Raw genomic sequence first — 22,317 nt, 5'->3', positions numbered from 1 at the left:
TCCCATCACCTCAAGGAAGACCTTGTGATAAAGCCCCTAGCCCTCGCCATCAGCGTTGCCGGTGCCCTGCTGTCCGCGCAAGCCCAAGCCTACGATTACGGCCAGCACGCCAACACCACTCTGGAAAAACTGATCAATGACTACCCCGGTCGTTATCGCGGTACGGCCAATTTCGCCGGCGCTGCGGATTGGATGCAGAGCCAGATGGGCACGGCCTATTCCATCAGCCGCCAGGACTTCACTTGGAACAACGGCAGCCGCGCTTCGCAAAACGTGGTGGCCTACGCCGCCGGCACCAAGGCGCAGTACGTGGTGATTGGCGCACATTTCGACACCTATTTTGGCCGCCCGACCCTGCAAGGCCTGGACGACAATGGCTCCGGTGCCAGCGTATTGACCGAGGTCGCCAGGAACCTCGGCGGCCTGCAATTGGAAAATGGCCTGCAAATAGTCGGCTTCGGCGCCGAAGAAGAGGGCCTACGCGGCTCCCGCGCCTTTGTCGACTCGCTCAGCGCCAGCCAGCGCGCCAATATGCTGGCGATGATCAACCTCGACAGCTTGATCACCGGCGACATGATGTACGCCCACGCCGGTCAGAACAGCACCGCCAACCCGGCCTTGGCGTCATTGCGTGAGCATACGTTCCAGATCGCCAAGGAGTTGAACATCCCGCTGTTCACCAATCCCGGCCTGGACCCGCAATACCCCCAGGGCACTGGCTGTTGCAGCGATGGCGAGGCGTTTGAACCGCTGAACATCCCGATCCTTTATGTCGAGGCCACTAACTGGGAACTGGGCGATCTGGACGGCTACACCCAGACCGACAACCCGAAAATTCCCGGAGGCTCGACCTGGCACGACCCGAACGAAGACAACAAGGCCGTGCTCACCGATGCCTTCGGCCAGGCGCGCATCGACCAGCGCCTGCGTGACTATTCACGCCTGCTCAGCCGCCTGGTGCTGGAGTTGACCAACGCCGACCTGATGGCCTCAACGGCGTCCGGCGGTGCAGTCGCACGCAATATGCAAGACCACCTGCAGCGTCAGCATCAGGCCATGGTGCGCCTGCATGATCGCCGCTGGCTGACCCTGCAGGCCGCCAGCCGTGAGGTCGGCAGCTTCGATGGCGAAATCGGCGTGGACGGCGAATACAATCCGGACAGTGGCTTCGACAGCGCCCCCAACCCCGAAGCCCGGCGCCTGGGCCTGCATGCCCTGGGCGACTATCAACTGACCTCGAACCTGAATATCGGCGCCAGCCTGAGCTACCTCAATGGCCGCGACAAACTCGAGCATCGCGGCAAACTGGACAGTGACACCTGGCAGGCAGCCGCCTATGCACTGCTCAACGATGGCGGACCAAGCTGGCTGGCCGGCGACCTGAGCGTCGGCCACACGCGCTTCGAATCCAAGCGCAACCTGGTGATCCAGGCCAATGGCGGGCCGATCCTGCTCGATCAGCAACTGAGCGGCGAGACCAACGCTCTGGCATTGGGCGCACGGGTCCTGGGCGGCTATGACTTTGACTTCGGTGCCTTAAAGAGCGGGCCGTTCGCCGGCCTGGACTACAGCCATTACCGCATCGACAAACTCCACGAAAAACAGAACCTGCGCACCGCCCTGGAGTACGAAGAACAATCTTTCGACTCCCTGGAAGCCAGCCTCGGCTGGCGCGTGCGTGGCGCGGTCGCCCTGCCCTATGGCTTGAGTCTGCTGCCGTATGGCGACATTGCCTGGGTCAAGGAGTTGGCCGACGGTCGCCTCGACGACCTGCAACTGAGCGCTCGCGCCGATGGCCAGGCGCGCACCGCCAGGCTCGGTTCAGTGGACAAGAGCTTCGGCCGCGCGCAGATCGGCAGCCAATTGGCGATCACCCCGCAATTGGGCGTGTTTGCCGAGGTCAATAGCCGACTGGGGCATGCCGAAGGCAGCCAGACCGGCTATTCACTGGGCGTGCAATGGATGTTCTGATCAGGGTTTCTTGAACACGTAGAACAGGTTCGGCTCGCTGACCATGTACAAGGTGCCGTCGTCGTCCATGGCGATCCCTTCGGCCTGGGGCACGCGCTTGCTCAGGCCATGGCGCCCTTTAAGCAGCGACAGACTGCTTAATGGGCGACCGTCGATATCCAGCTCCAACACCAGGAATGATTCATCCGACAGCGCCAGCAGATGCCCGCTGCGCTCGTCGTATTGCAGGCTCGACAGGTCGCGCACAAACAACCCGGCATCGCGCTTGGGATTGTTGATCACGTGCACCGAGTAGGTTTTTTCCGGCTTGAAATGGGGAAATCCGTGGACCTCGTAGATCAGCATCGGGTCGCGCTCCTTGGCCACGAACAGGCGCTTGCCTACCGAGTCGTAGGCCAATCCTTCAAAACCCTTGTTGCCGCCAATGTGTACGCCGAGGGTCATTTGCTCGGCGTCGGCGGCATCGAGAAATTGCGTGTCATCGTCCACGTGCACCTTGATCAGCCGCTGCTGGCGCTCATCGCTGATGACGTAGATGTTGTCGCTGATAAATTCCACTGCCTCGGCATCGCCAAAGCCCACCAGGGGAATGCGCCGCAGGATCTTGCCGTCCAGGGACAGCTCCACCAGCTCGGCGTTTTTATTGGTGACGGTAAACAGGCTTTTGCGCACCGGGTCGTAGGTCAGGGCTGAGACGTCGTCGTCGAGCCCTTCGATCACCTGGCCTTCGACGATGACGCGATAGTCCGCCAGGCCAATCGCGCGCTCATCGGCGGGCTGGCGCCACACCTGCCAGTTGAACCAGGCACGCTCGAACAGGCGGAACTGCTGCGCCACGACCCCGGCGGCGACCAGGGCAAGCAACAGCAGGATGAAGAAAGCAGGTTTGGGACGGGCAAGTCGACGCATTGGGCAAGCTCAGAAGAAAAACTGGCGAATAGATATCAAGGTCGCCTGAATTTAAACTTAAACGCACCGGACTGTCTGGCGAATGCCGTTTATAAAGAAAAGTCTGACGTAATTCGTCAGTTATTTCTGCTTTTCAAAACGATAGAACAGGTTTGGCTCACTGACCATGTACAGGTTGCCGCTCTCGTCCATGGTTACCCCTTCGGCGCGTGGGATGGTGTCTTTCAGGCCATTGAAGCCACCGAGCAAGGTCATGAAGCTGACTTGCTCGCCCTTCTCGTCCAATTCCAGCAACAGATGAGAGTCGGCTGACAGCGCCAATAAGTGCCCTGTACGGGGATCGATCTCCAGCGCCGAGAGGTTGCGCATGTCCAGTTCGCTACTGGCCAGCTTGGCCTTGCTGCCAGCCAGGCGCTGGCTGCCATCGCTTTTCCAGGTGAACAGCGCCGGCGGGCGCTCTTCGCCCAGTATGAGTTGCTGGTTGCGCTTATCCCAGGTAATGGCTTCAAAGGCTTTGTTCTGGTCAGCGGACGGGCCGAGGTCATAACTGGGGAAGTCCGCCTTGTTCAACGCGGTGGTAGCGGCGTCGACCGTGACAATGGTCAGGCTGTGCTGACGCTCATCGACCACCGCCATCAGGCCGTTTTCCATCACTGTCAGGCCTTCCGGATTGTTCCAGCCATTGAGCGGCATCTTGCGCAACACATCGCCTTGCAGGCTCAGTTCGACGAGGAACGGGTTCTTGCCCATGACGGAGAATAGGGTTTTGGTCTGGGGGTTGTAGGACAGGTCCGAAGCCTCATCCTTCTCCATGCCGGGCAGCAACTTGGCATCGATGACCGCGTGATAATCCGGGAGCCACACACTCTCCTGGCGTTCGGCCGGGCTCTCGAAGCGCTCCAGCACCCACAACACACCGCGATCGTCCCAATGCATGGCCCAGGCAACCCCATACAGAATCGCACCGGCCAAAAACACCCAGGAATACCAGCGCATGGACAAGCGGGAGCGAAGCGAAGGTTTCGAATTGGGCAGAGGCACGGCCATTGAGCGCTTTCCGGAAAGTCAGCTGTAGGGGATAGCACAGGATTCAAAGGCCCGCGCGAGAAGTTCGGGATTATCCGGGTGGTGTGTGAAAAAAATGCAAAAGCCCCTGATTTTTGCAGATGTACACAATCAAATGTGGGAGGGGCGGTGCGACGATTCGACTTGCTCCCGATAGCAGTGTGTCAGTCAGAATATCTGCTACTGATACACCGCAATCGGGAGCAAGTCGAATCGTCGCACCGCCCCTCCCACATTTTTTACCGCATTTCTACAGTGAGTCAGCGCACAGTACTTTCGAAACGGTTCACACCCGCCAGTTCCAATACCAGTTCATCGCCCACATTCAGCGGCCCGACGCCAGCCGGGGTGCCGGTCAGGATCACGTCACCCGCCTGCAGGGAGAAGCACCCAGCCATATGCTGGATCATCGGAACGATAGGGTTGAGCATCTGCGCGCTGTTGCCGTCCTGGCGTACTTCGCCGTTGATGCTCAGGCGAATGCCGATATCGGTCATATCCTCAAAGGTGCTGCTGACCACGAAAGGTGCAATCACCGCCGCGCCATCAAAGGACTTGGCGATTTCCCACGGCAGGCCCTTGGCTTTGAGCTCAGCCTGCTTGTCGCGCAAGGTCAGGTCCAGGGCCGGGGCGAAGCCGGAGATGGCGTCCAGTACTTCTTCACGGCTCGGTTTGGTCGACAGGGGTTTGCCAATCAATACAGCAATTTCCGCTTCGTAGTGCACCGAACCGCGCTCGGTTGGAATGCTGAAACCGCCTTCCAGCGGCACCACGCAACTGCCCGGTTTGATGAACAGCAAGGGCTCGGTCGGCACCGGGTTGTCCAGTTCCTTGGCGTGTTCGGCGTAATTGCGTCCAATGCAGACCACTTTACCCACAGGGAAGTGGATATTGGTGCCGTCGACATACTTGTGCTGGTAGCTCATGGAACGACTCCTCAAGGTGCGATTAAACAGCGAAGATCTTGCCGGGGTTCATGATCCCGTTCGGGTCGAACACGGCTTTCACCGCCTTCATGTATTCGATTTCAACCGGCGAGCGGCTGTAGGTCAGGTAATCGCGCTTGGTCATGCCCACCCCGTGCTCGGCGGAGATCGAGCCGTTGTACTTCTCGACGGTTTCGAACACCCACTTGTTCACAGTGGCGCACTTGGCGAAGAACTCATCCTTGCTCAGGTTTTCCGGCTTGAGGATGTTCAAGTGCAGGTTGCCGTCGCCGATATGGCCGAACCAGACGATTTCGAAGTCCGGGTAGTGTTCACCGACTATCGCGTCAATTTCACTCAGGAACGCTGGCACTTTGGAGACAGTAACCGAGATATCATTCTTGTACGGCGTCCAGTGGGAAATGGTCTCGGAGATGTACTCGCGCAGCTTCCACAGGTTGTGCAGTTGGGTTTCGCTCTGGCTCATCACGCCGTCCAGTACCCAGCCCTGCTCGACGCAATGCTCAAAGGTTTCCAGGGCGTGGTTGGCGACTTCTTCGGTGGTGGCTTCGAATTCCAGCAGCGCGTAGAACGGGCACTCGGTTTCGAACGGCGCCGGCACATCGCCACGGCCGAGGACTTTAGCCAGGGCCTTGTCGGAAAAGAACTCGAAGGCAGTCAGGTCCAGCTTGCTCTGGAACGCATGCAGCACCGGCATGATCGAGTCGAAGTCGGTAGTGCCGAGCACCATGGCGGTGAGGTTTTTCGGTGCGCGATCCAGGCGCATGGTGGCCTCGACCACAAAGCCCAGGGTGCCTTCGGCGCCGATGAACAGCTGGCGCATGTCATAGCCGGTGGCGTTCTTGATCAGGTCTCGGTTCAGCTCCAGCACATCGCCCTTGCCGGTGACCACCTTCATGCCGGCCACCCAGTTGCGGGTCATGCCGTAGCGAATCACCTTGATCCCACCGGCATTGGTACCGATATTGCCGCCAATCTGGCTGGAACCGGACGAAGCAAAGTCCACCGGGTAGTACAGGCCGTTTTCTTCGGCGACGTTCTGCAGTTGCTTGGTGACCACCCCCGGTTGGCACACCGCAGTGCGGTCGGTGAGGTTCACATTGAGGATATGGTTCATGTAGTCGAACGACACCACCACTTCGCCATTGGCCGCCACCGCCGCTGCCGACAGGCCGGTACGCCCGCCGGACGGCACCAGCGCTACCTTGTGCGTATTGGCCCAACGCACGATGGCCTGCACCTGCTCGGTGGTCTTGGGGAACACGATGGCGCTGGGCGCGGGTGCGAAGTGCTTGGTCCAATCCTTGCCGTAAGCCTCCAGGGAGTCTGCATCGGTCAGCACTTTGCCGGGCTCAACCAGGGTCTTTAGCTCATCAATCAGGGCAGGATGGGTCATCGACAGAACTCTCGAACAATTCATGGTCATCCTGAGAACGCTTCACGTCGCAGGAATAGGTGTTTAGCGGGGTGCGTATGCTAGCATACCGCCCCCGCAGGACAGACCCAAAGGGCGTTTCTGCGGTGACGGCTTTCCTGCCGTCCGGGTCAGCTTGTGCCGTGATTCGCCAATACGTTTTTGTTTGACGAGTGGCTGTTGTCGTCAGGCAAGGCGCCGCGACGACTCATAGCTGGCTATGGGGAGGAGCGGCAACGCAGCATGACGGCAACAGACGCCGTCAAGCAGAAACAGTATTGGGGAATCACGGCACATCCAGCTGCTCGACTCCCTGCCAATTTTCTCCGGGATACAGGTTTACGCAGATGAGCAAGACTTCTCTCGATAAGAGCAAGATCAAGTTCCTTCTTCTGGAAGGCGTCCACCCATCGGCTGTCGACGTTCTGAAAGCCGCCGGGTACACCAGCATTGAGTACATCACCAGTTCTCTGCCGGAAGCCCAGCTCAAGGAAAAGATCGCCGACGCGCACTTTATCGGCATTCGCTCCCGCACTCAGCTGACCGAAGAGATCTTCGACCACGCCAAGAAACTCGTGGCTGTCGGCTGTTTCTGCATCGGCACCAACCAGGTTGACCTCAACGCAGCGCGCGAGCGCGGCATCGCGGTGTTCAACGCACCGTACTCCAACACCCGTTCCGTGGCGGAGCTGGTGTTGGCCGAGGCTATCCTGTTGCTGCGCGGTATCCCCGAGAAGAACGCTTCCTGCCACCGTGGCGGCTGGATCAAGAGCGCGGCCAACTCCTTCGAAATCCGCGGCAAGAAGCTGGGGATCGTCGGTTACGGCTCGATCGGCACGCAACTGTCGGTCCTGGCCGAAGGCTTGGGGATGCAGGTGTTCTTCTACGACACCCTCACCAAGCTGCCATTGGGCAACGCCACCCAGGTGTCGAGCCTGACCGAGCTGTTGGGCATGTCCGACATCGTCACCCTGCACGTCCCGGAAACCGCTGAGACCCAGTGGATGATCGGCGAGAAGGAAATCCGCGCGATCAAGAAAGGCGGCATCCTGATCAACGCTGCACGTGGCACCGTGGTCGAGCTGGACGCCCTGGCCGAGGCGATCAAGGACAAGCACCTGATCGGCGCCGCCATCGACGTGTTCCCGGTGGAGCCGCGCTCCAACGACGACATCTTCGAAAGCCCGCTGCGTGGCCTGGATAACGTGATCCTGACCCCGCACATCGGCGGCTCCACCGCTGAAGCCCAGGCCAACATCGGTCTGGAAGTCTCGGAAAAGCTGGTCAAGTACAGCGACAACGGTACCTCGGTATCGTCGGTCAACTTCCCTGAAGTGGCCCTGCCGGCTCACCCGGGCAAGCACCGCCTGCTGCACATCCACCAGAACATTCCGGGCGTGATGATGGAGATCAACAAGGTCTTCGCGGAAAACGGCATCAACATCTCCGGCCAGTTCCTGCAGACCAACGAGAAGGTCGGCTACGTGGTGATCGACGTCGACGCCGAGTACTCGGACCTGGCGCAAGAGAAATTGCAGCACATCAACGGCACTATCCGTAGCCGCGTGTTGTTCTAAGGCTTCAATCGCACCACGAAAAAGGGAGCCCCCGAGGGGCTCCCTTTTTTGCATCTGAACAAATCTTACTTCACGTTAACCGTGATCACTTTAGAGGCTACAGTGGGGTTGAACTGCATGTGCAGTTTGTCGCCAGCCACCAGTTGCAAGGTGTGCTTGCCTGGGGTGAGGGTCACTTCAGTCTCGGTCTGGGCCTTGCCGTAGTGGATCACAGTGTCGGTGGCCGGGATCGGCAGCTTCGCATCCGGCAGTTCTTTCTGGTCGATCAGCAGATGGTGGTGGCCGGTGCCTGGCGCCTGGTCGGTGGCTGGGGCCAGTTTCAGGCCTTCCATGCCGAATTTCACGGTGAAGGTTTTATCGACGGTGGCGCCATCTTTCGGCGAGACGATAAACACCTTGGCACCTTCCGGTGCAGCACTGCGCGGGATACCGTCGGCGGCTGTGGCCAACATCGAAGCACCCAGCAACAGGCTGGCCAGGGTGGCGCGGGATAAAAGGGCTTTCATTCGCTTCTCCAGTTTTTCGGTGAAATCTGTGGGGTTATGACAACTTCGCGACAAATTGCTGTCCAAGGCACTCGACACCATAGCAAAGCGATGCTGAACGGCGTCTCGCCCGTACGAATTCTTTAGGAGTGACCATGCGCTTTTCGCCTGGCCTGTTACTTTTGCTTCCCCTGCTGAGCCCCTTGGCTCACGCCGAATTGATCGACGACGTCAATGATCGCGGTGAACTGCGCATCGCCCTGGAAGCCAACACCGCGCCCTACAACTTCAAGGACGGCGACAAGCTCACCGGCTTTGAAGTGGAGCTGGGTGAGCAACTGGCCAAGGAAATGGACGTACGCCCGTCTTTTATCACCACCGACGACAACGACCTATTGCCAGGTGTGGAAACCGGCAAGTACGACGTGGCTATAAACCATATCGCTATGACTGCCGAACTCAAGGATCGGTTCGATTTCAGCACGGCTTATCGCGAGAAGCCGGACCTTGTGATCCCATTCCAGAAAGGTAACCCAGCGTTCAAGAGCAGCCTGGACATGGCCCTGGAACGGGTGAAGGCGGATGGCAGATTGAAGGCGATGGCGCAGAAGTGGTTTGAAAGCAGTGCACCGATAGTCAAGACACAGTAGGTCAAATGTGGGAGGGGGCTTGCCCCCTCCCACATTTTGTTCAAGGCAAGACGTCAGAATCCTTTGCCGGCTTAAAACGGCTCATTACCCCGCCGGCGAAACCAACCGGTCAAGGACAGGCGTTCGCGCGAGGCAGGCAGTACCTCGTGGGGCACTTCGCCCGACAAAAACACCACCAGGCAACCACCGGTCGGCACCACGTCGTATTCAACGCCGCCCTTGAGGTACATGCGTAACTGGCCGCCATGCTCGGGCAGCCAGGCGTCGTTCAAGTAGATCACCGCCGAGACCATGCGCCGGTCATCATCGCGAAACCGGTCCACATGCTTAAGGTAAAAAGCCCCGGGCGGGTACATCGCGAAGTGGCTTTCGAAATCTTCCAGACCCAGGAACAGGCTGCGGTTCATCGCCAGGCGCAGGCCGTCCATCACCGCCATATAGGTGTCGCAGACTGCCGCGTCACCTTCCTCCAGCCACTGGATATGGTCACCGCGAATGCCCTCGCGAATCTCCTGGGCCGGCCCGCGCCCGACCGCTGCCGGTGCCAGTTCACCTTCAGCCGCACGTTTATGGCACTCAGCAGCGAGTTCCAGGGTCAGAGCCTGGGGCAGGAAGCCATTCTGCTGCGACCAGCCTTTTTCGGCCAGGTCGTCGACAATGCGTTGCAGCAGCGGGTGATCGAGGGGTATTTGCATGGCGCGCATAGTATCCATACGCCTGTGAATCCGACAGAGCCGCTGAGCGTCTGAATACACTTTAGTCAGGTGACTGATAGGACTTCTCGACAAATCCTACGCCCGACACGGACAATAGTGGCCGACTGACAGGAGTCCATATGCGTCGTTTGTTATTTTCCGTGTTGATGCTCTGCGTTTTGCCCGCCTGGGCAGACGGCTACGACCAGTTATATAAGGTCGCCGGCTGGGCCGAACAACGTGCGCATTTCAATGACGCCCTCAGTGCCGCCCAGCAACGCTATCGCAATAGCCTGCCACCAGCGGTGTACCAGGCGCTGGTGGACAACAGCAATAAACGCTTTGGCGCCCAGGCCATGGACCAGCGTGCCGAGGCGCAATTGCGCCAGCACCTGCCAGACCCGCAACCGGCCCTGGCGTTTTTCCAATCGCCCCTGGGGCGCAAGATTGTCGCCGCCGAATTGCTGGCCACCCGACGCGACCAATTGGCGAAGAACGCCCAGGGCCTGCCGAAAATCCAGGCCGAAGCCACCCGCAACCTGATCATCGGCCACCTGGCCCAGGCGCTGCCTGCTCGTGAAGCCGGGGCGGAAGTCAGCCTGGCGATTGCCGGCGTGGCGGCCGACAGCTTGAGCCAGATGATCCCCGGCCTGCTTGGCGGAGGCCAGGCCCAAGGCATGTTGAATGGACAGCGGGAACGGCTGATGCAGCAGATTGATAAGGATCTGAATAACACATTGCTGTATGTCTACCGGGATTTGTCCGACCCGGAGCTGGAAGAATTCGCCACGTTTGCCGAGTCGCCCCAGGGTAAGGCGTATTACCAGGCCGCCCTGGCAGCCATTCGCGCAGGGCTGGCAGTCGGCCAAAGCACCTCAAGCCTGGCGCAGTAACAAAATGTGGGAGGGGGCTTGCTCCCGATAGCAGTGTGTCAGTCAACTTATGTGTAGCTGACCCAGCGCTATCGGGAGCAAGCCCCCTCCCACATTTGGACCGTATCAGTTCAGATGGTCCGTCAAATACCGGAAGTATTCTTCGCGAATCGCTGGAATCTCATTGGCCAGGTGATGCCGGCCCCGCTTGAGCATCAACACCTCGGGCTGGTCGAACTTCCCCCGCAGCACGCGCAAGTTGTGCTGCCAATCCACCGTCATATCTTCCTCACCCTGCACGATCACCGGCCGCCTGGCGCTGCGTGGCGCGGCTTCGATGCGCTTGATCCAGCGCGCCAGCGCCCCCACCCAGGCGGTGGGTAATTGGCGGGGCTGGAGCGGGTCGGCTTCAAGGAACGGCTTGAAGTCAGGATCGTTGGAGTTATCGCTGAAACGCCGGGCAATGCCTTTGACGAACGGGCGCAGCAGGTAATAGCTGACCTGGGACCAACCCCAGGCCCGCGGCCGTACCAAGGGCGATAGCAAAAAGGTCTTGCCTTGGGCGGGGCTGTCGGCACCGTGGTTGAGCAGGTGATCCACCACAATGGCGCCGCCGGTGCTTTGCCCGAACAGGTGCCAGGGTTGGGGCAATTGCAAGGCCTTGGCCTCGGCGAACAGCCCCTGCACCACCCGCTGATATACCGCAAATTCATCGATGCTGGCGCGGGGGCCGCTGGACAAACCGTGGCCCGGCAGGTCGCAGGCAATCACCACGAAGCCCTGGTCCAATGCCCAGTCCACCACGTGGCGATACAGTCCCATGTGATCGTAGAAGCCGTGGAACATGAACATCGTCGCCACCGGCTCAGGCGGCCACCACACCTGGGCCACTACTTCGAACCCGTCCACCTCGAAACGCCCCAGGCGACTCACGGCCGGCGCCTTGCGGGCGGCCAGGTCGAGCCCATAGAAACGTTGGTAGACCCGCGCTTCGGCGCTGAGCGGTTGCGCGTCCACCAACGGCCGCAAGCTTTCGCGCAGATGATCAGGGTCAAAGGTAACGGGCATAAAGGCTTCCAGACTGGCGGTGAAGATGAATATCGAGCTGCGATATTCATCTGTCAGGACAAGCATGGCAAGCTACGCGACCTGCGAGGATACCTCTGAATGCGACCGCCCTACCGTAATGCCCTGTTCGCCAGTCTGATCCTGGTTATCTGCGCCGGCGTGCTGTGGGCTGCGTATGACTGGTTCCAGGGCCGCTACCTGCGCGCCTTCAGCGAACACACGGCAGTGTTCTCCGGCGATGCGCTGCAACTGCCTGCCGCCCTCAGTGGCCCTGGCCCGATTCGCCTGGTGCACTTCTGGGACCCGGCCTGCCCGTGCAATGTTGGTAACCAGCAACACCTGGGCGAGCTGATCGAGCAGTACGGGCCCCAAGGAGTGGAGTTCTATGCCCTGCAAAAACCCGGCAGCCACGGCCAGCTACCCGACAACCTGCGCCACATGAAAGTCATCGACGCCCTGCCCGGCGCCGACCGGATACCCGCCAGCCCTGCAGTGGGCATTTGGGACCGCACAGGCAAGCTGGCCTATTTCGGCCCCTACAGCGAGGGGCTGACGTGCAATGCCAGCAACAGTTTTATCGAGCCGATCCTCAAGGCCCTTGGAACCGGACGCGAAGTGAATGCCACTCACACCCTCGCGGTAGGCTGCTATTGTTCGTGGCCTAAGGATCTGTAGCCCGTCCACTTTGGTAAGGAATGTTCATGAAGCGCGTCTTGCAGGTTTTCGCGGTGCTGATTGTGCTGGTCGCCCTGGGCGCCGGTTGGTACCTCTACAGCAAGCAGCCCACGCGCCAGGGCACGGTGACCCTGGCCCACCTGCAAGGCTCGGTCACGGTGCGCTACGACGACCGTGGCGTGCCGCATATCCGCGCCGAGAACGAGGCCGACCTGTACCGCGCCCTGGGCTATGTGCATGCCCAGGACCGATTGTTCCAGATGGAGATCATACGGCGCCTGGCCCGGGGCGAGCTGGCCGAAGTGCTGGGGCCGAAGCTGCTCGAGACCGATAAGCTGTTCCGCAGCCTGCGTATTCGCGAGCGCGCCTCAAGCTACGCCGAGCACATGGACCCGGACTCAGCCTCCTCGAAAGCCCTGCAGGCCTATCTGGACGGAATCAACCAATATCAGGCCAGCCACGCCAGCCCCATGGAGTTCGATGTGCTGGGTATCCCCAAGCGCCCATTCACCGCCGAAGACAGCATCAGCGTCGCCGGGTACATGGCCTACAGCTTTGCCGCGGCCTTTCGTACCGAGCCGGTGCTGACCTACGTGCGCGACCGGTTGGGCAGCGATTACTTGAAAGTCTTCGACCTCGACTGGCAACCCAAGGGCGCCCTCAACCTGGCGAACGGCGACTGGAACACCCTCGGCGCTATCGCCGCCCTGAGCGAACAGGCCCTGGCCGACAACGGCCTGCCGCAGTTCGAGGGCAGCAATGCCTGGGCCGTCAGTGGCAGCCACACCCGTAGCGGCAAACCCCTGCTGGCGGGTGACCCCCATATCCGTTTCTCGGTGCCGTCGGTGTGGTACGAAGCGCACCTGTCAGCGCCCGGTTTTGAGTTGTATGGCTATCACAACGCGCTGGTGCCAGTGGCGTTCCTGGGGCACAACATGGATTTCGGCTGGAGCCTGACCATGTTCCAGAACGACGACATCGACCTGGTCGCCGAGAAGGTCAATCCGGACAACCCCAACCAGGTCTGGTATCACGGCCAATGGGTCGACATGACCAGCAGCGAGCAGCAGATCCAGATCAAGGGCCAGGCGCCGGTGAACCTCATCCTGCGCCGCTCGCCCCACGGCCCGATCATCAATGACGTGCTCGGCGAGAACGCCGGCAGCACGCCGATTGCCATGTGGTGGGCGTTCCTCGACAGCGAAAACCCGATCCTCGAAGGTTTCTACCAGCTCAACCGCGCCGATACCTTGGCCAAGGCGCGGGCCGCTGCGGCCAAGGTATCGGCACCGGGCCTCAACATCATATGGGCCAATGCCAAGGGTGATATCGGCTGGTGGGCGGCGGCACAGTTGCCGATGCGCCCGGCCGGGGTCAACCCGGCGTTCATCCTCGATGGCAGTACCGCCCAGGCCGACAAGCTGGGCTTCTACCCCTTCAGTGCCAACCCCCAGGAAGAAAACCCGTCGCGTGGCTATGTGGTGTCGGCCAACGCGCAGCCGGCCTCCCCTACAGGCATGGAAATTCCCGGCTATTACAACCTGGCCGACCGTGGCCAGCAGTTGAACGCGCAGTTGAGCGACAAGAGCGTGAAGTGGGATGTGACCAACAGCCAGGCCCTTCAACTGGGTACCACCACCGCCTATGGCCCGCGCCTGCTGGCGCCGCTGTTGCCGGTGCTGCGCGAAGTGGTCAAGGACCCGGCAGAGTTGAAGCTGGTGGAACAACTATCCAACTGGAAAGGCGACTACCCGCTGGACTCCACCAGCGCCACGCTGTTCAACCAGTTGCAGTTCAACCTCGCCGAAGCGACCTTCCACCCGAAACTGGGCGATGCACTGTTCAAGACCCTGATCAGCACCCGCGTGATCGACGCCGCGCTGCCACGCCTGGCCGCCTCGGCGGACTCACCCTGGTGGAATGGCAAGCGGGCCGACACCGTCAAGCTCGCCTGGGACAATAGCCTCGCGCACCTCAAGGTTACGTTCGGCGATGACCCGGCGCAGTGGCAGTGGGGCAAGGCGCACACCCTGACCCACGGCCACCCGCTGGGCATGCAAAAGCCATTGGATAAGCTCTTCAACGTCGGCCCGTTCCCGGCACCGGGCAGCCACGAAGTGCCGAACAACCAGACCGCCCCGATCGGCCCGGCACCGTGGCCTGTGACCTACGGCCCGTCGACACGGCGCCTGATCGACTTCGCCGACCCGACCCACGCCCTCACCATCAATCCGGTGGGGCAAAGCGGTGTGCCCTTTGATACGCACTATGGCGACCAGGCGCAGAGCTATATCGAGGGCAGGTATGAGCAGGCGCACTTCAGTGACGAGGAAGTGACGGCCAATACCCGCGGCACCTTGAAACTGCTGCCAGCCCGATGATCGTTCCCACGCTCTGCGTGGGACGATCATCGGGTGTGCGCCCGCATACGCCCTGGCGCTTGGCCGTAGGTGTCCTTGAATTTCTTGCTGAACGCCGCCTGGGACTGATAACCCACCTGGGCGGCGATATCGATCAGGCTAAGGCGTGACTGATGCAGCAGGTTGAACGCCATCTCCATGCGCAATTGGGTGAGCAACACCCAGGGCGATACACCTGCCACTTTGACGAACGCACGCATAAAGGTCGCACGGGACATGCTGGCCGCCGACGCCAGGCCATCGATGGTCCATTCATGCCCAGGTTCGGCCAGCATGGCTTGCCAGGCCTTGCTCAAGCGCTTGTCGGCGAGCAAGGCGAAGGCACCCTCCCCTGGCGCCTGATCGCTCAGCCAACTGCGCAGGATCAAGGTGAACAGGGCTGACGACAGCGCATTGATAAACGAACGGGCGCCCACTTGCTGCCCGTCCGCTTCACTGCGCAGCAACGCAATCAGCGCCGCCAACTGTCCATCGCCTTGCCACTGGCGACTGGACACCACCAGGTATTCCGGCAATGCATCGAATAGTAGCGACTGGCGGTTGTAGTGAAAGCTGCCACACAGCATATCCACATCCGGCTGTTCGCCGCCCAAACGGTGCACGGTCAACGCACCCCCTTCGATAACACGAGGCTGCATCGGGCGGATCCGCGCGCCCTGGCTGCGCAGCAGGTGGGTACCGCCCCCAGGCATCAGCAGGATATCGCCCTCCTCCAACGTTACATATTGCCCGCCAGACAACTCGGCGCGGCAGGTGCCGCTGAGCACGATGTGATAAGGCGCCACGCCGAGGCTTTCCGGCGCATGGTCCAACGCCCAGTCCCCTTGGAACTGGCAACGCAAATCCAGGCTGCCGCGCAGGTTGGCCAGCGCGATAAGGGTGTCGATGGCATTCATTTGCGAGCATCGGTCAAAAAGATGAGCGGATTGAACAATAGCCGCAGCCTTCAACGCTACAGACTGGCTTCACACCCAACCTGTTCAGGAGTTACTGCAATGTTCAATAACTGGTCCGACTTGCTGCCTGCCGTGAAGAAAGCTTTTGGTTCACTGGGCAAGAGCAACCCGAAGATGGTCAAAGCCTACATGGCGCTGGGGGAAGCTGCCGAGGAAAACAATGTACTCGACGCCAAGACCCGTGAACTGATTTCCATCGCGGTGGCGATCACCACCCGCTGCGACGGTTGCATCGGCGTGCATGCCGATGCCGCCATCAAGGCCGGGGCAACCCGCGAAGAAGTGGCGGCCACGCTGGCCACCGCGATCTCGCTGAATGCAGGCGCGGCCTACATCTACTCGTTGCGCGCCCTGGAAGCCTACGACACGCTCAAACCGGCGCCGCAAAGTTAAGCCTGAACTGTTGCGGCGTGACGCCCAGCCGGCGGTTGAACACACTGCGCATGTGCTGGGCGTCGCGAAAGCCACATTGATAGGCCACGGTTTTAAGCGGTGCGTGGCTACTTTCAAGCATCACCCGCGCCGCATCCACGCGCGCCCTCTCGACAAATTCCGCCGGCGTAATCCGCGCTTCCCGGGCAAACACCCGGGAAAAATTGCGCGCACTCATATTGGCCGCCTTGGCCAGGTCGGCAATGGTCAAGTCTCCCGTCAGGTTGGCCAGCACGTACAGCTGCACCAGCGCCACCGCCGAGGTAGTTTCGGCATGGGGCGTGAGGAACGGACTGAACTGCGATTGCCCGCCCGAGCGCTGGGTGAACACCACCAGGCGCTTGGCCACGCTCAACGCGACTTCCGGGCCGTGGTCCTGGGCCAGCAGGTACAGTGACAAGTCGATACCCGCCGTGACCCCGGCCGAGGTGTAGAGGTTGCCGTCCTGCACGTAGAGGCGGTCGGCTTCGACCCGGGCCGAGGGGCACACACGCGCCAGGTCCGCGGCATCGCCCCAATGGGTGGTAACGGTTTTACCCTCCAGCAGGCCGGCGCGGGCCAGCATGAAGGCACCGTTGCAGATCGAGCCGAAGCGTCGTGCCTTGGCAGTGGCAGCGCGCAGCCAGTCATCAAACTGGGGGCCGAAGTTTTCGAAGGGCAGTTGCGGGCCGCCGGCGACCAGCAGCAGGTCGTAGGGCTGCCGGGCTTCGCTGTAGTGTTTGTGGGCCTGCAAGGACAGGCCGTTGGAAGCCGCCATAGGGCCGTGGCTGAAACCGATGACTTCCAGGTGATAGTGGTCTTCGGGCGCCAGGAAGCGGTTGGCCTCGCAGAACACGTCCATCGGGCCGGTCACGTCCAGTGACTGGACGCCGGGGAAAATCAGGATGGCGACGGTTTTGCTCATGAAGTCATACCTTTTCTAACTTGAAAAACACTAATCCCCTGTGGGAGGGGGCCATCCCCCTCCCACATTTGATCCTCACAGGGTTTGGATCCACCGATCACCTGCCACACCTTAGCCGACTTTGTCTTTGGCGCGATGTGCCAGCACATTGGCCGAGATTGCGCCCTTATCGCGATAGCTGCGTCACGCACGCGCGACCAGACTAGGTGCTTTCCAGAGGAGAACCACCATGAGCACCACCATCGCCGGCATCCACATCCCTGACAGCGCCTTGGCCAGGGCCACCACCGAATACATTCGCGACGTCGAATCAGACCTGCTCTACCACCATTCGCGCCGCGTCTTCCTGTTCGGCGCGTTGAGCGGTGAGCGCAAGCAATTGGCCTACAACCCGGAGTTGCTCTACGTCGGCGCGATGTTCCATGACCTGGGCCTGGTGGAAGGCCACCGCAGTGACGACGAGCGTTTCGAAGTGGACGGCGCCAACGCCGCCGCTGCGTTCCTCAAACCTTATGGGTTGAGCGATGACGATATCGAACAAGTGTGGTTGTCCATCGCCCTGCACACCACGCCGGGCGTGCCGAAACACCTGCGCCCCACCGTAGCGCTGGTGACCGCCGGTGTGGAGATGGACGTGCTGGGCATGGACTACGCCGCGTTCAGCAGCGCGCAGCGCGAAGCGGTGGTGCATGCGCATCCACGGGGTGAAGGGTTCAAGGAGTGCATCATCTGCGCGTTCGCCGACGGCTTGCGCCACCGCCCGCAGACTACGTTTGGCAACGTGAAGACCGATGTGCTGGTGGATCAGGAGCCGGGGTTCAAGCCGATGAATTTTGTCGAGGTGATTCGTAAGTCGCCGTGGGCGATGTAATTAACCTGAAATGCAATAAAATGTGGGAGGGGCGGTGCGACGATTCGACTTGCTCCCGATAGCGGTGGGTCAGTCAACAGATGCAGTGACTGACACTCAGCAATCGGGAGCAAGTCGAATCGTCGCACCGCCCCTCCCACATTTGGACCTCACCCAGCTTTAGACCGGTGCTGGAGCGCGGCGCTTGTCCGGTTGCTGCCAACCGTCGGCCGCGGCTTCTTCGATGGCTTGCTGGATGGCTTTCTTGCGATGCTCTTCGGCCCGGCGGCTGAAGAACCACACCAGGAAGGTCACCAGCGATACCGCCAACAGAATCAGGCTCGCCACGGCGTTGATCTCAGGCTTGACCCCTAGGCGCACCGCCGAGAACACTTCCATCGGCAACGTGGTCGAGCCCGGGCCCGACACGAAGCTGGCCAGTACCAGGTCATCCAGGGACAGCGCAAAGGACATCATGCCGCCCGCCGCCAGCGACGGCGCGATCATCGGGATGGTGATCAGGAAGAACACCTTCCACGGCCGTGCGCCCAGGTCCATAGCCGCCTCTTCGATCGACAGGTCCAGCTCACGCAGGCGCGCCGACACGACCACCGCCACATACGCCGCACAGAACGTCGTGTGCGCGATCCAGATGGTGACGATGCCACGCTCCTGGGGCCAGCCGATCATCTGCGCCATGGCCACGAACAGCAGCAACAGCGACAGGCCGGTGATCACTTCCGGCATCACCAGCGGTGCCGTCACCAGGCCGCCGAACAGCGTGCGGCCCTTGAACTGGCTGATGCGCGTCAGCACAAAGGCCGCCAAGGTGCCCAGCGCCACTGCGGCCACCGCCGTGTAGCAGGCGATTTCCAGGGAGCGTGCCACCGAGCCCATCAACTGGGTGTTGTCCAGCAGGCCCACGTACCACTTGATCGACCAACCGCCCCACACCGTCACCAGCTTGGATTCGTTGAACGAATAGATCACCAGGATCAACATCGGCAGGTAGATAAACAACAAGCCTGCGACCAGCATGAAGCTGGAGAAACGAAAGCGCTTCATATCTTGCCCTCCAGCTCTTTGGCCTGGCTGCGGTTAAACAGGATGATCGGCACGATCAGGATCGCCAGCATCACCACGGCCAAGGCAGAAGCCACCGGCCAGTCACGGTTGTTGAAGAACTCTTGCCACAGCACTTTACCGATCATCAGGGTTTCCGGGCCGCCGAGCAGTTCAGGAATCACGAACTCGCCCACCACCGGGATAAACACCAGCATGCAGCCGGCGATGATGCCGTTCTTGGACAGCGGCACAGTGATTTTCCAGAAGCTGTTGAAGGTGCTCGAACCGAGGTCAGAGGCGGCTTCCAGCAGGCTTTGGTCGTGTTTGACCAGGTTGGCGTAAAGCGGCAGGATCATGAACGGCAGGTATGAGTAAACCACGCCGATATACACCGCGATGTTGGTGTTGAGGATCTGCAACGGTTCGCTGATCAGCCCCATGGATATCAGGAAGCCATTGAGCAAGCCGTTGTTGCTGAGGATGCCCATCCACGCATACACGCGAATCAGGATCGCGGTCCAGGTCGGCATCATGATCAGCAGCACCAGCACGGTCTGCATCTCTTTGCGTGCGGTAGCGATGGCGTAGGCCATCGGGTAGCCGATCAGCAGGCACAGCAGCGTGCTGAAAAACGCCATCTTCAGCGAGCCCAGGTACGCGGCGATGTAGAGCTCGTCGCCCGCCAAGAGGCTGTAGTTGGCCAGGTTCAGCACCACTTGCAGCTTTTGCTCAACGTAGGTGTAGATCTCGGTGTAGGGCGGGATCGCCACGTCGGCTTCGGCAAAGCTGATTTTCAGTACGATGAAAAACGGCAGTGCGAAAAACAGAAACAGCCAGAGGAAGGGAATCCCGATGACCACCTGCTTGCCATTGGGCACGATGCGATCCAAGCGCCGCTTGAATTTCTTCATGTTCATGAGCGAAGTACCACGCCGCTGTCGTCTTCCCACCATACGTACACCTGGTCACCCCAGGTCGGACGCTGGCCACGGCGTTCGGCGTTGGCGACGAAGGACTGCACCAGCTTGCCGCTCGGCAGTTCCACGTAGAACACCGAGTGCCCGCCCAGGTAGGCGATGTCGTGCACCTTGCCGCTGGACCAGTTGTGCTCGCAGGTCGGCATTTCGGTGGTGACCAGCAGTTTTTCCGGGCGGATGGCGTAGGTCACCGACTTGTCTTCCACCGCGGTGGCGATGCCGTAGCCCACGTAGATATCGCGGTCCAGATCAGCGCACTTGAGCACCGCGTGGCCTTCGGCATCATCCACCACCTGGGTGTCGAAGATGTTGACGTTGCCGATGAACTCGCACACCAGGCGGCTGGTGGGGGTTTCGTAGATGTCGATGGGGCTGCCGATCTGGGCGATCCAGCCCAGGTGCATGATCGCGATACGCTCGGCCATGGTCATGGCCTCTTCCTGGTCGTGGGTCACCATCACGCAGGTTACGCCGACGCGCTCGATGATTTCCACCAGCTCCAGTTGCATCTGCGAACGCAGCTTCTTGTCCAATGCGCCCATGGGCTCATCGAGCAGCAGCAGTTTCGGGCGCTTGGCCAGGGAACGGGCCAATGCCACACGCTGGCGTTGGCCGCCGGACAACTGGTGCGGCTTGCGCTTGGCATACTGGCTCATCTGCACCAGCTTGAGCATCTCGGCCACGCGGGCGTCGACTTCAGCCTTGGGGATCTTGTCCTGCTGCAGGCCGAACGCGATGTTCTGCGCCACGGTCATGTGCGGGAACAAGGCGTAGGACTGGAACATCATGTTGATCGGCCGCTCGTAGGGCGGCATGTCGGTGATGTCCACACCGTCGAGGTAGATGCGGCCTTCGGTCGGACGCTCGAAACCTGCGAGCATCCGCAGCAAGGTGGACTTGCCCGAACCCGAACCGCCGAGCAAGGCGAAGATCTCGCCTTTCTTGATTTCCAGGGACACATCGTCCACGGCAATCGTCTCGTCGAACTTCTTCGTGACCCGGTCGATTTTGACCAGCACCTTTTTCGGTGTTTGGTCGCCCTCGAGGGCTTTCTTATAGGCGCCGGAGGCAACTGCCATTTACGAAACTCCCAAAAAAAACGGTGCGGTTCGCCTTAGGCGGGCGAACCCAGGATAGTTTGAGCCTTACTTGCCCGTCTTGACCTTGGTCCAGCTACGGGTCATTAAACGCTGCACTTTCGGGGGTAGCTCGAAGTTGACGAAAGTCCGCTCGAGAACCGCCTGCGGTGGGTAGACCGCTGCGTCAGTGCGTATCGATTGCTCCATCAGCTTGTCCGCCCCTGGGTTAGGGTTGGCATAACCGACCTGATCACTGACCTGAGCGATCACCTCAGGCTGCAGCAAATAGTTGATGAAGGCGTGGGCCTCCTTGACGTTGCTGGCATCCTTGGGGATCGCCAGCACGTCAAACCACAGGTTGCCGCCTTCTTTCGGGATCGCGTAGGCGATATTCACGCCTTTGCCTGCCTCAGCCGCACGGGCTTTGGCCTGGAACACATCGCCGGAGAAGCCGGCCGCCACGCAGATATTGCCGTTGGCCAAGTCCGAGATGTATTTGGAGGAGTGGAAGTAGGTCACGTAGGGCCGCACTTTCAGCAGTTTTTCCTCGGCTTTCTTGTAGTCGGCCGGGTTGGTGCTGTTAGGGTCCAGGCCCATGTAGTTGAGCACCGCAGGCAGCATTTCGTCTGCCGAATCCATGAAAGACACGCCGCAAGTCGCGAGTTTCTTCATGTTTTCCGGCTCGAACAACACGGCCCAGGAGTCGATATGGTCAACGCCCAGCACTTCCTTCACCTTGTCGACGTTGTAACCAATGCCATTGGTGCCCCACAGGTATGGCACCGCGTACTGGTTGCCAGGGTCATTCTTTTCCAGGCGCTTGAGCAGGACCGGGTCGAGGTTGGCGTAGTTCGTCAGCAGTGACTTGTCGAGCTTCTGGAACGCCCCGGCCTTGATCTGCTTGCCGAGAAAATGGTTGGACGGCACCACCACATCGTAGCCGGTACGCCCGGCGAGCAACTTGCCTTCCAGGGTTTCGTTGGAGTCAAACACGTCATACACGGGCTTGATGCCGCTGGCCTTTTCGAAGTTGGCCAGGGTGTCGGGGCCGATGTAGTCCGACCAGTTATAAATATGCACCGTCGGTGCGGCCTGCACGCTGGCAGCCAGCGTGATACCTGCACCCACCAGCATGGCTTTGCGAAATAAAGAAATTGGCAAGTGGAGGTCCTCTTAAATAGTTGGGCCTTAGAGTTGTTGCCCGGCAACAAAACCGGCGCGCAACTTACCCTCGATAAACCGATCCGGCAAAACTTTCTGTCATTTATTTTCTGTACGGTTGCCGCTGTTTGTAGGAGCGAGCTTG

At 60.5% G+C, this 22,317-nt stretch carries 22 protein-coding genes; 9 read left to right on the top strand and 13 right to left on the bottom strand.

Features of this window, described 5'->3' with window-relative positions:
- Positions 1–24: 24 nt before the first annotated feature.
- A complete protein-coding gene (locus KVH01_RS06570; RefSeq protein ID WP_217880825.1) occupies positions 25–1,971 on the top strand; it encodes an autotransporter domain-containing protein in 1,947 nt (648 codons plus the stop codon).
- Here the strand turns inward: KVH01_RS06570 and KVH01_RS06565 are convergent, their stop codons facing one another.
- Positions 1,972–2,880 (bottom strand): SdiA-regulated domain-containing protein, encoded by a 909-nt coding sequence (locus tag KVH01_RS06565; protein ID WP_043046998.1) that lies wholly within the window; start codon positions 2,878–2,880, stop codon positions 1,972–1,974. It lies immediately after the preceding gene.
- A 120-nt stretch (positions 2,881–3,000) separates the two neighbouring features.
- Positions 3,001–3,927 carry an SdiA-regulated domain-containing protein gene (locus KVH01_RS06560; RefSeq protein ID WP_217880824.1) on the bottom strand — a complete coding sequence of 309 codons (927 nt, stop codon included), beginning with the start codon at positions 3,925–3,927 and terminating at the stop codon, positions 3,001–3,003.
- Positions 3,928–4,021: 94 nt separating this feature from the next.
- On the opposite strand from KVH01_RS06560, the gene KVH01_RS30535 reads away from it, so the two are divergent.
- Entirely contained in the window at positions 4,022–4,102 is an 81-nt protein-coding gene (locus KVH01_RS30535; RefSeq protein ID WP_404822013.1) for a hypothetical protein, read from the top strand.
- A gap of 103 nt (positions 4,103–4,205) precedes the next feature.
- Here KVH01_RS30535 and KVH01_RS06550 read toward each other — a convergent pair whose 3' ends face one another.
- Together KVH01_RS06550 and KVH01_RS06545 are read right to left on the bottom strand one after the other, a co-directional pair.
- A complete protein-coding gene (locus tag KVH01_RS06550; protein WP_124379845.1) occupies positions 4,206–4,871 on the bottom strand; it encodes a fumarylacetoacetate hydrolase family protein in 666 nt (221 codons plus the stop codon).
- A 22-nt stretch (positions 4,872–4,893) separates the two neighbouring features.
- Positions 4,894–6,288, bottom strand: coding sequence for an FAD-binding oxidoreductase (locus KVH01_RS06545; protein WP_217880823.1), 1,395 nt, complete (start codon positions 6,286–6,288; stop codon positions 4,894–4,896).
- Between the two features lie 365 nt (positions 6,289–6,653).
- Here KVH01_RS06545 and serA point away from each other — a divergent pair, with 365 nt between their 5' ends.
- Positions 6,654–7,883, top strand: coding sequence for a phosphoglycerate dehydrogenase (gene serA, locus KVH01_RS06540; RefSeq protein ID WP_034116292.1), 1,230 nt, complete (start codon positions 6,654–6,656; stop codon positions 7,881–7,883).
- A 65-nt stretch (positions 7,884–7,948) separates the two neighbouring features.
- Here the strand turns inward: serA and KVH01_RS06535 are convergent, their stop codons facing one another.
- Positions 7,949–8,389, bottom strand: coding sequence for a DUF4399 domain-containing protein (locus KVH01_RS06535; protein WP_043046994.1), 441 nt, complete (start codon positions 8,387–8,389; stop codon positions 7,949–7,951).
- Between the two features lie 134 nt (positions 8,390–8,523).
- Between KVH01_RS06535 and KVH01_RS06530 the strand changes: the two genes are divergently transcribed.
- Complete coding sequence (locus KVH01_RS06530) at positions 8,524–9,018, top strand: transporter substrate-binding domain-containing protein (protein ID WP_217880822.1); 495 nt, start codon at positions 8,524–8,526, stop codon at positions 9,016–9,018.
- 71 nt (positions 9,019–9,089) lie between these two features.
- Here the strand turns inward: KVH01_RS06530 and KVH01_RS06525 are convergent, their stop codons facing one another.
- A complete protein-coding gene (locus KVH01_RS06525) occupies positions 9,090–9,722 on the bottom strand; it encodes a 2OG-Fe(II) oxygenase (RefSeq protein WP_217880992.1) in 633 nt (210 codons plus the stop codon).
- Positions 9,723–9,853: 131 nt separating this feature from the next.
- On the opposite strand from KVH01_RS06525, the gene KVH01_RS06520 reads away from it, so the two are divergent.
- Positions 9,854–10,606, top strand: a complete 753-nt coding sequence (locus tag KVH01_RS06520; RefSeq protein WP_217880821.1) for a DUF2059 domain-containing protein — start codon at positions 9,854–9,856, stop codon at positions 10,604–10,606.
- Between the two features lie 105 nt (positions 10,607–10,711).
- On the opposite strand, the gene KVH01_RS06515 is transcribed toward KVH01_RS06520, so the two are convergent.
- On the bottom strand, positions 10,712–11,653 hold the full coding sequence (locus tag KVH01_RS06515) for an alpha/beta hydrolase (protein WP_217880991.1): 942 nt from the start codon (positions 11,651–11,653) through the stop codon (positions 10,712–10,714).
- A 99-nt stretch (positions 11,654–11,752) separates the two neighbouring features.
- On the opposite strand from KVH01_RS06515, the gene KVH01_RS06510 reads away from it, so the two are divergent.
- Positions 11,753–12,328 (top strand): DUF6436 domain-containing protein, encoded by a 576-nt coding sequence (locus KVH01_RS06510; protein ID WP_057022787.1) that lies wholly within the window; start codon positions 11,753–11,755, stop codon positions 12,326–12,328.
- A 26-nt stretch (positions 12,329–12,354) separates the two neighbouring features.
- The gene (locus KVH01_RS06505; RefSeq protein WP_217880820.1) at positions 12,355–14,709 is read left to right on the top strand and encodes a penicillin acylase family protein; all 2,355 of its coding nucleotides are present in this window, start codon (positions 12,355–12,357) and stop codon (positions 14,707–14,709) included.
- Positions 14,710–14,735: 26 nt separating this feature from the next.
- On the opposite strand, the gene KVH01_RS06500 is transcribed toward KVH01_RS06505, so the two are convergent.
- Complete coding sequence (locus tag KVH01_RS06500; protein ID WP_217880819.1) at positions 14,736–15,644, bottom strand: AraC family transcriptional regulator; 909 nt, start codon at positions 15,642–15,644, stop codon at positions 14,736–14,738.
- A gap of 99 nt (positions 15,645–15,743) precedes the next feature.
- Here KVH01_RS06500 and KVH01_RS06495 point away from each other — a divergent pair, with 99 nt between their 5' ends.
- Complete coding sequence (locus tag KVH01_RS06495) at positions 15,744–16,097, top strand: carboxymuconolactone decarboxylase family protein (protein WP_217880818.1); 354 nt, start codon at positions 15,744–15,746, stop codon at positions 16,095–16,097.
- On the opposite strand, the gene KVH01_RS06490 is transcribed toward KVH01_RS06495, so the two are convergent.
- Entirely contained in the window at positions 16,075–17,040 is a 966-nt protein-coding gene (locus KVH01_RS06490) for a GlxA family transcriptional regulator (RefSeq protein WP_217880817.1), read from the bottom strand. The genes KVH01_RS06495 and KVH01_RS06490 overlap by 23 nt on opposite strands.
- Before the next feature lie 229 nt (positions 17,041–17,269).
- Here KVH01_RS06490 and KVH01_RS06485 point away from each other — a divergent pair, with 229 nt between their 5' ends.
- Positions 17,270–17,911 carry an HD domain-containing protein gene (locus KVH01_RS06485; RefSeq protein ID WP_217880816.1) on the top strand — a complete coding sequence of 214 codons (642 nt, stop codon included), beginning with the start codon at positions 17,270–17,272 and terminating at the stop codon, positions 17,909–17,911.
- Positions 17,912–18,070: 159 nt separating this feature from the next.
- Here the strand turns inward: KVH01_RS06485 and KVH01_RS06480 are convergent, their stop codons facing one another.
- From KVH01_RS06480 to KVH01_RS06465, 4 genes are all read right to left on the bottom strand, one after another.
- Complete coding sequence (locus KVH01_RS06480) at positions 18,071–18,955, bottom strand: ABC transporter permease subunit (RefSeq protein ID WP_003195236.1); 885 nt, start codon at positions 18,953–18,955, stop codon at positions 18,071–18,073.
- Positions 18,952–19,872: an ABC transporter permease subunit gene (locus KVH01_RS06475; RefSeq protein ID WP_225924064.1), complete on the bottom strand. Its 921-nt coding sequence runs from the start codon at positions 19,870–19,872 to the stop codon at positions 18,952–18,954. Before KVH01_RS06475 ends, KVH01_RS06480 begins: the two co-directional genes overlap by 4 nt.
- Positions 19,869–21,011 (bottom strand): ABC transporter ATP-binding protein, encoded by a 1,143-nt coding sequence (locus KVH01_RS06470; RefSeq protein ID WP_043046984.1) that lies wholly within the window; start codon positions 21,009–21,011, stop codon positions 19,869–19,871. The genes KVH01_RS06475 and KVH01_RS06470 overlap by 4 nt, the downstream gene beginning before the upstream one ends.
- A gap of 66 nt (positions 21,012–21,077) precedes the next feature.
- Positions 21,078–22,172, bottom strand: coding sequence for a polyamine ABC transporter substrate-binding protein (locus KVH01_RS06465; protein WP_124402258.1), 1,095 nt, complete (start codon positions 22,170–22,172; stop codon positions 21,078–21,080).
- Positions 22,173–22,317: the final 145 nt, after the last annotated feature.

Source organism: Pseudomonas khavaziana (assembly GCF_019145205.1).
GTDB lineage: Bacteria > Pseudomonadota > Gammaproteobacteria > Pseudomonadales > Pseudomonadaceae > Aquipseudomonas > Aquipseudomonas khavaziana.
This window is presented reverse-complemented; position numbering and strand designations above follow the sequence as displayed.

What these genes read in the sequence shown, in the direction of transcription:
- KVH01_RS06565 (WP_043046998.1), bottom strand. Translation starts at nt 2,880, where the DNA reads ATGCGTCGACTTGCCCGTCCCAAACCTGCTTTCTTCATCCTGCTGTTG.
- KVH01_RS06560 (WP_217880824.1), bottom strand. Translation starts at nt 3,927, where the DNA reads ATGGCCGTGCCTCTGCCCAATTCGAAACCTTCGCTTCGCTCCCGCTTG.
- KVH01_RS30535 (WP_404822013.1), top strand. Translation starts at nt 4,022, where the DNA reads ATGCAAAAGCCCCTGATTTTTGCAGATGTACACAATCAAATGTGGGAG.
- KVH01_RS06550 (WP_124379845.1), bottom strand. Translation starts at nt 4,871, where the DNA reads ATGAGCTACCAGCACAAGTATGTCGACGGCACCAATATCCACTTCCCT.
- KVH01_RS06545 (WP_217880823.1), bottom strand. Translation starts at nt 6,288, where the DNA reads ATGACCCATCCTGCCCTGATTGATGAGCTAAAGACCCTGGTTGAGCCC.
- serA (WP_034116292.1), top strand. Translation starts at nt 6,654, where the DNA reads ATGAGCAAGACTTCTCTCGATAAGAGCAAGATCAAGTTCCTTCTTCTG.
- KVH01_RS06535 (WP_043046994.1), bottom strand. Translation starts at nt 8,389, where the DNA reads ATGAAAGCCCTTTTATCCCGCGCCACCCTGGCCAGCCTGTTGCTGGGT.
- KVH01_RS06530 (WP_217880822.1), top strand. Translation starts at nt 8,524, where the DNA reads ATGCGCTTTTCGCCTGGCCTGTTACTTTTGCTTCCCCTGCTGAGCCCC.
- KVH01_RS06525 (WP_217880992.1), bottom strand. Translation starts at nt 9,722, where the DNA reads ATGCGCGCCATGCAAATACCCCTCGATCACCCGCTGCTGCAACGCATT.
- KVH01_RS06520 (WP_217880821.1), top strand. Translation starts at nt 9,854, where the DNA reads ATGCGTCGTTTGTTATTTTCCGTGTTGATGCTCTGCGTTTTGCCCGCC.
- KVH01_RS06515 (WP_217880991.1), bottom strand. Translation starts at nt 11,653, where the DNA reads ATGCCCGTTACCTTTGACCCTGATCATCTGCGCGAAAGCTTGCGGCCG.
- KVH01_RS06510 (WP_057022787.1), top strand. Translation starts at nt 11,753, where the DNA reads ATGCGACCGCCCTACCGTAATGCCCTGTTCGCCAGTCTGATCCTGGTT.
- KVH01_RS06505 (WP_217880820.1), top strand. Translation starts at nt 12,355, where the DNA reads ATGAAGCGCGTCTTGCAGGTTTTCGCGGTGCTGATTGTGCTGGTCGCC.
- KVH01_RS06500 (WP_217880819.1), bottom strand. Translation starts at nt 15,644, where the DNA reads ATGAATGCCATCGACACCCTTATCGCGCTGGCCAACCTGCGCGGCAGC.
- KVH01_RS06495 (WP_217880818.1), top strand. Translation starts at nt 15,744, where the DNA reads ATGTTCAATAACTGGTCCGACTTGCTGCCTGCCGTGAAGAAAGCTTTT.
- KVH01_RS06490 (WP_217880817.1), bottom strand. Translation starts at nt 17,040, where the DNA reads ATGAGCAAAACCGTCGCCATCCTGATTTTCCCCGGCGTCCAGTCACTG.
- KVH01_RS06485 (WP_217880816.1), top strand. Translation starts at nt 17,270, where the DNA reads ATGAGCACCACCATCGCCGGCATCCACATCCCTGACAGCGCCTTGGCC.
- KVH01_RS06480 (WP_003195236.1), bottom strand. Translation starts at nt 18,955, where the DNA reads ATGAAGCGCTTTCGTTTCTCCAGCTTCATGCTGGTCGCAGGCTTGTTG.
- KVH01_RS06475 (WP_225924064.1), bottom strand. Translation starts at nt 19,872, where the DNA reads ATGAACATGAAGAAATTCAAGCGGCGCTTGGATCGCATCGTGCCCAAT.
- KVH01_RS06470 (WP_043046984.1), bottom strand. Translation starts at nt 21,011, where the DNA reads ATGGCAGTTGCCTCCGGCGCCTATAAGAAAGCCCTCGAGGGCGACCAA.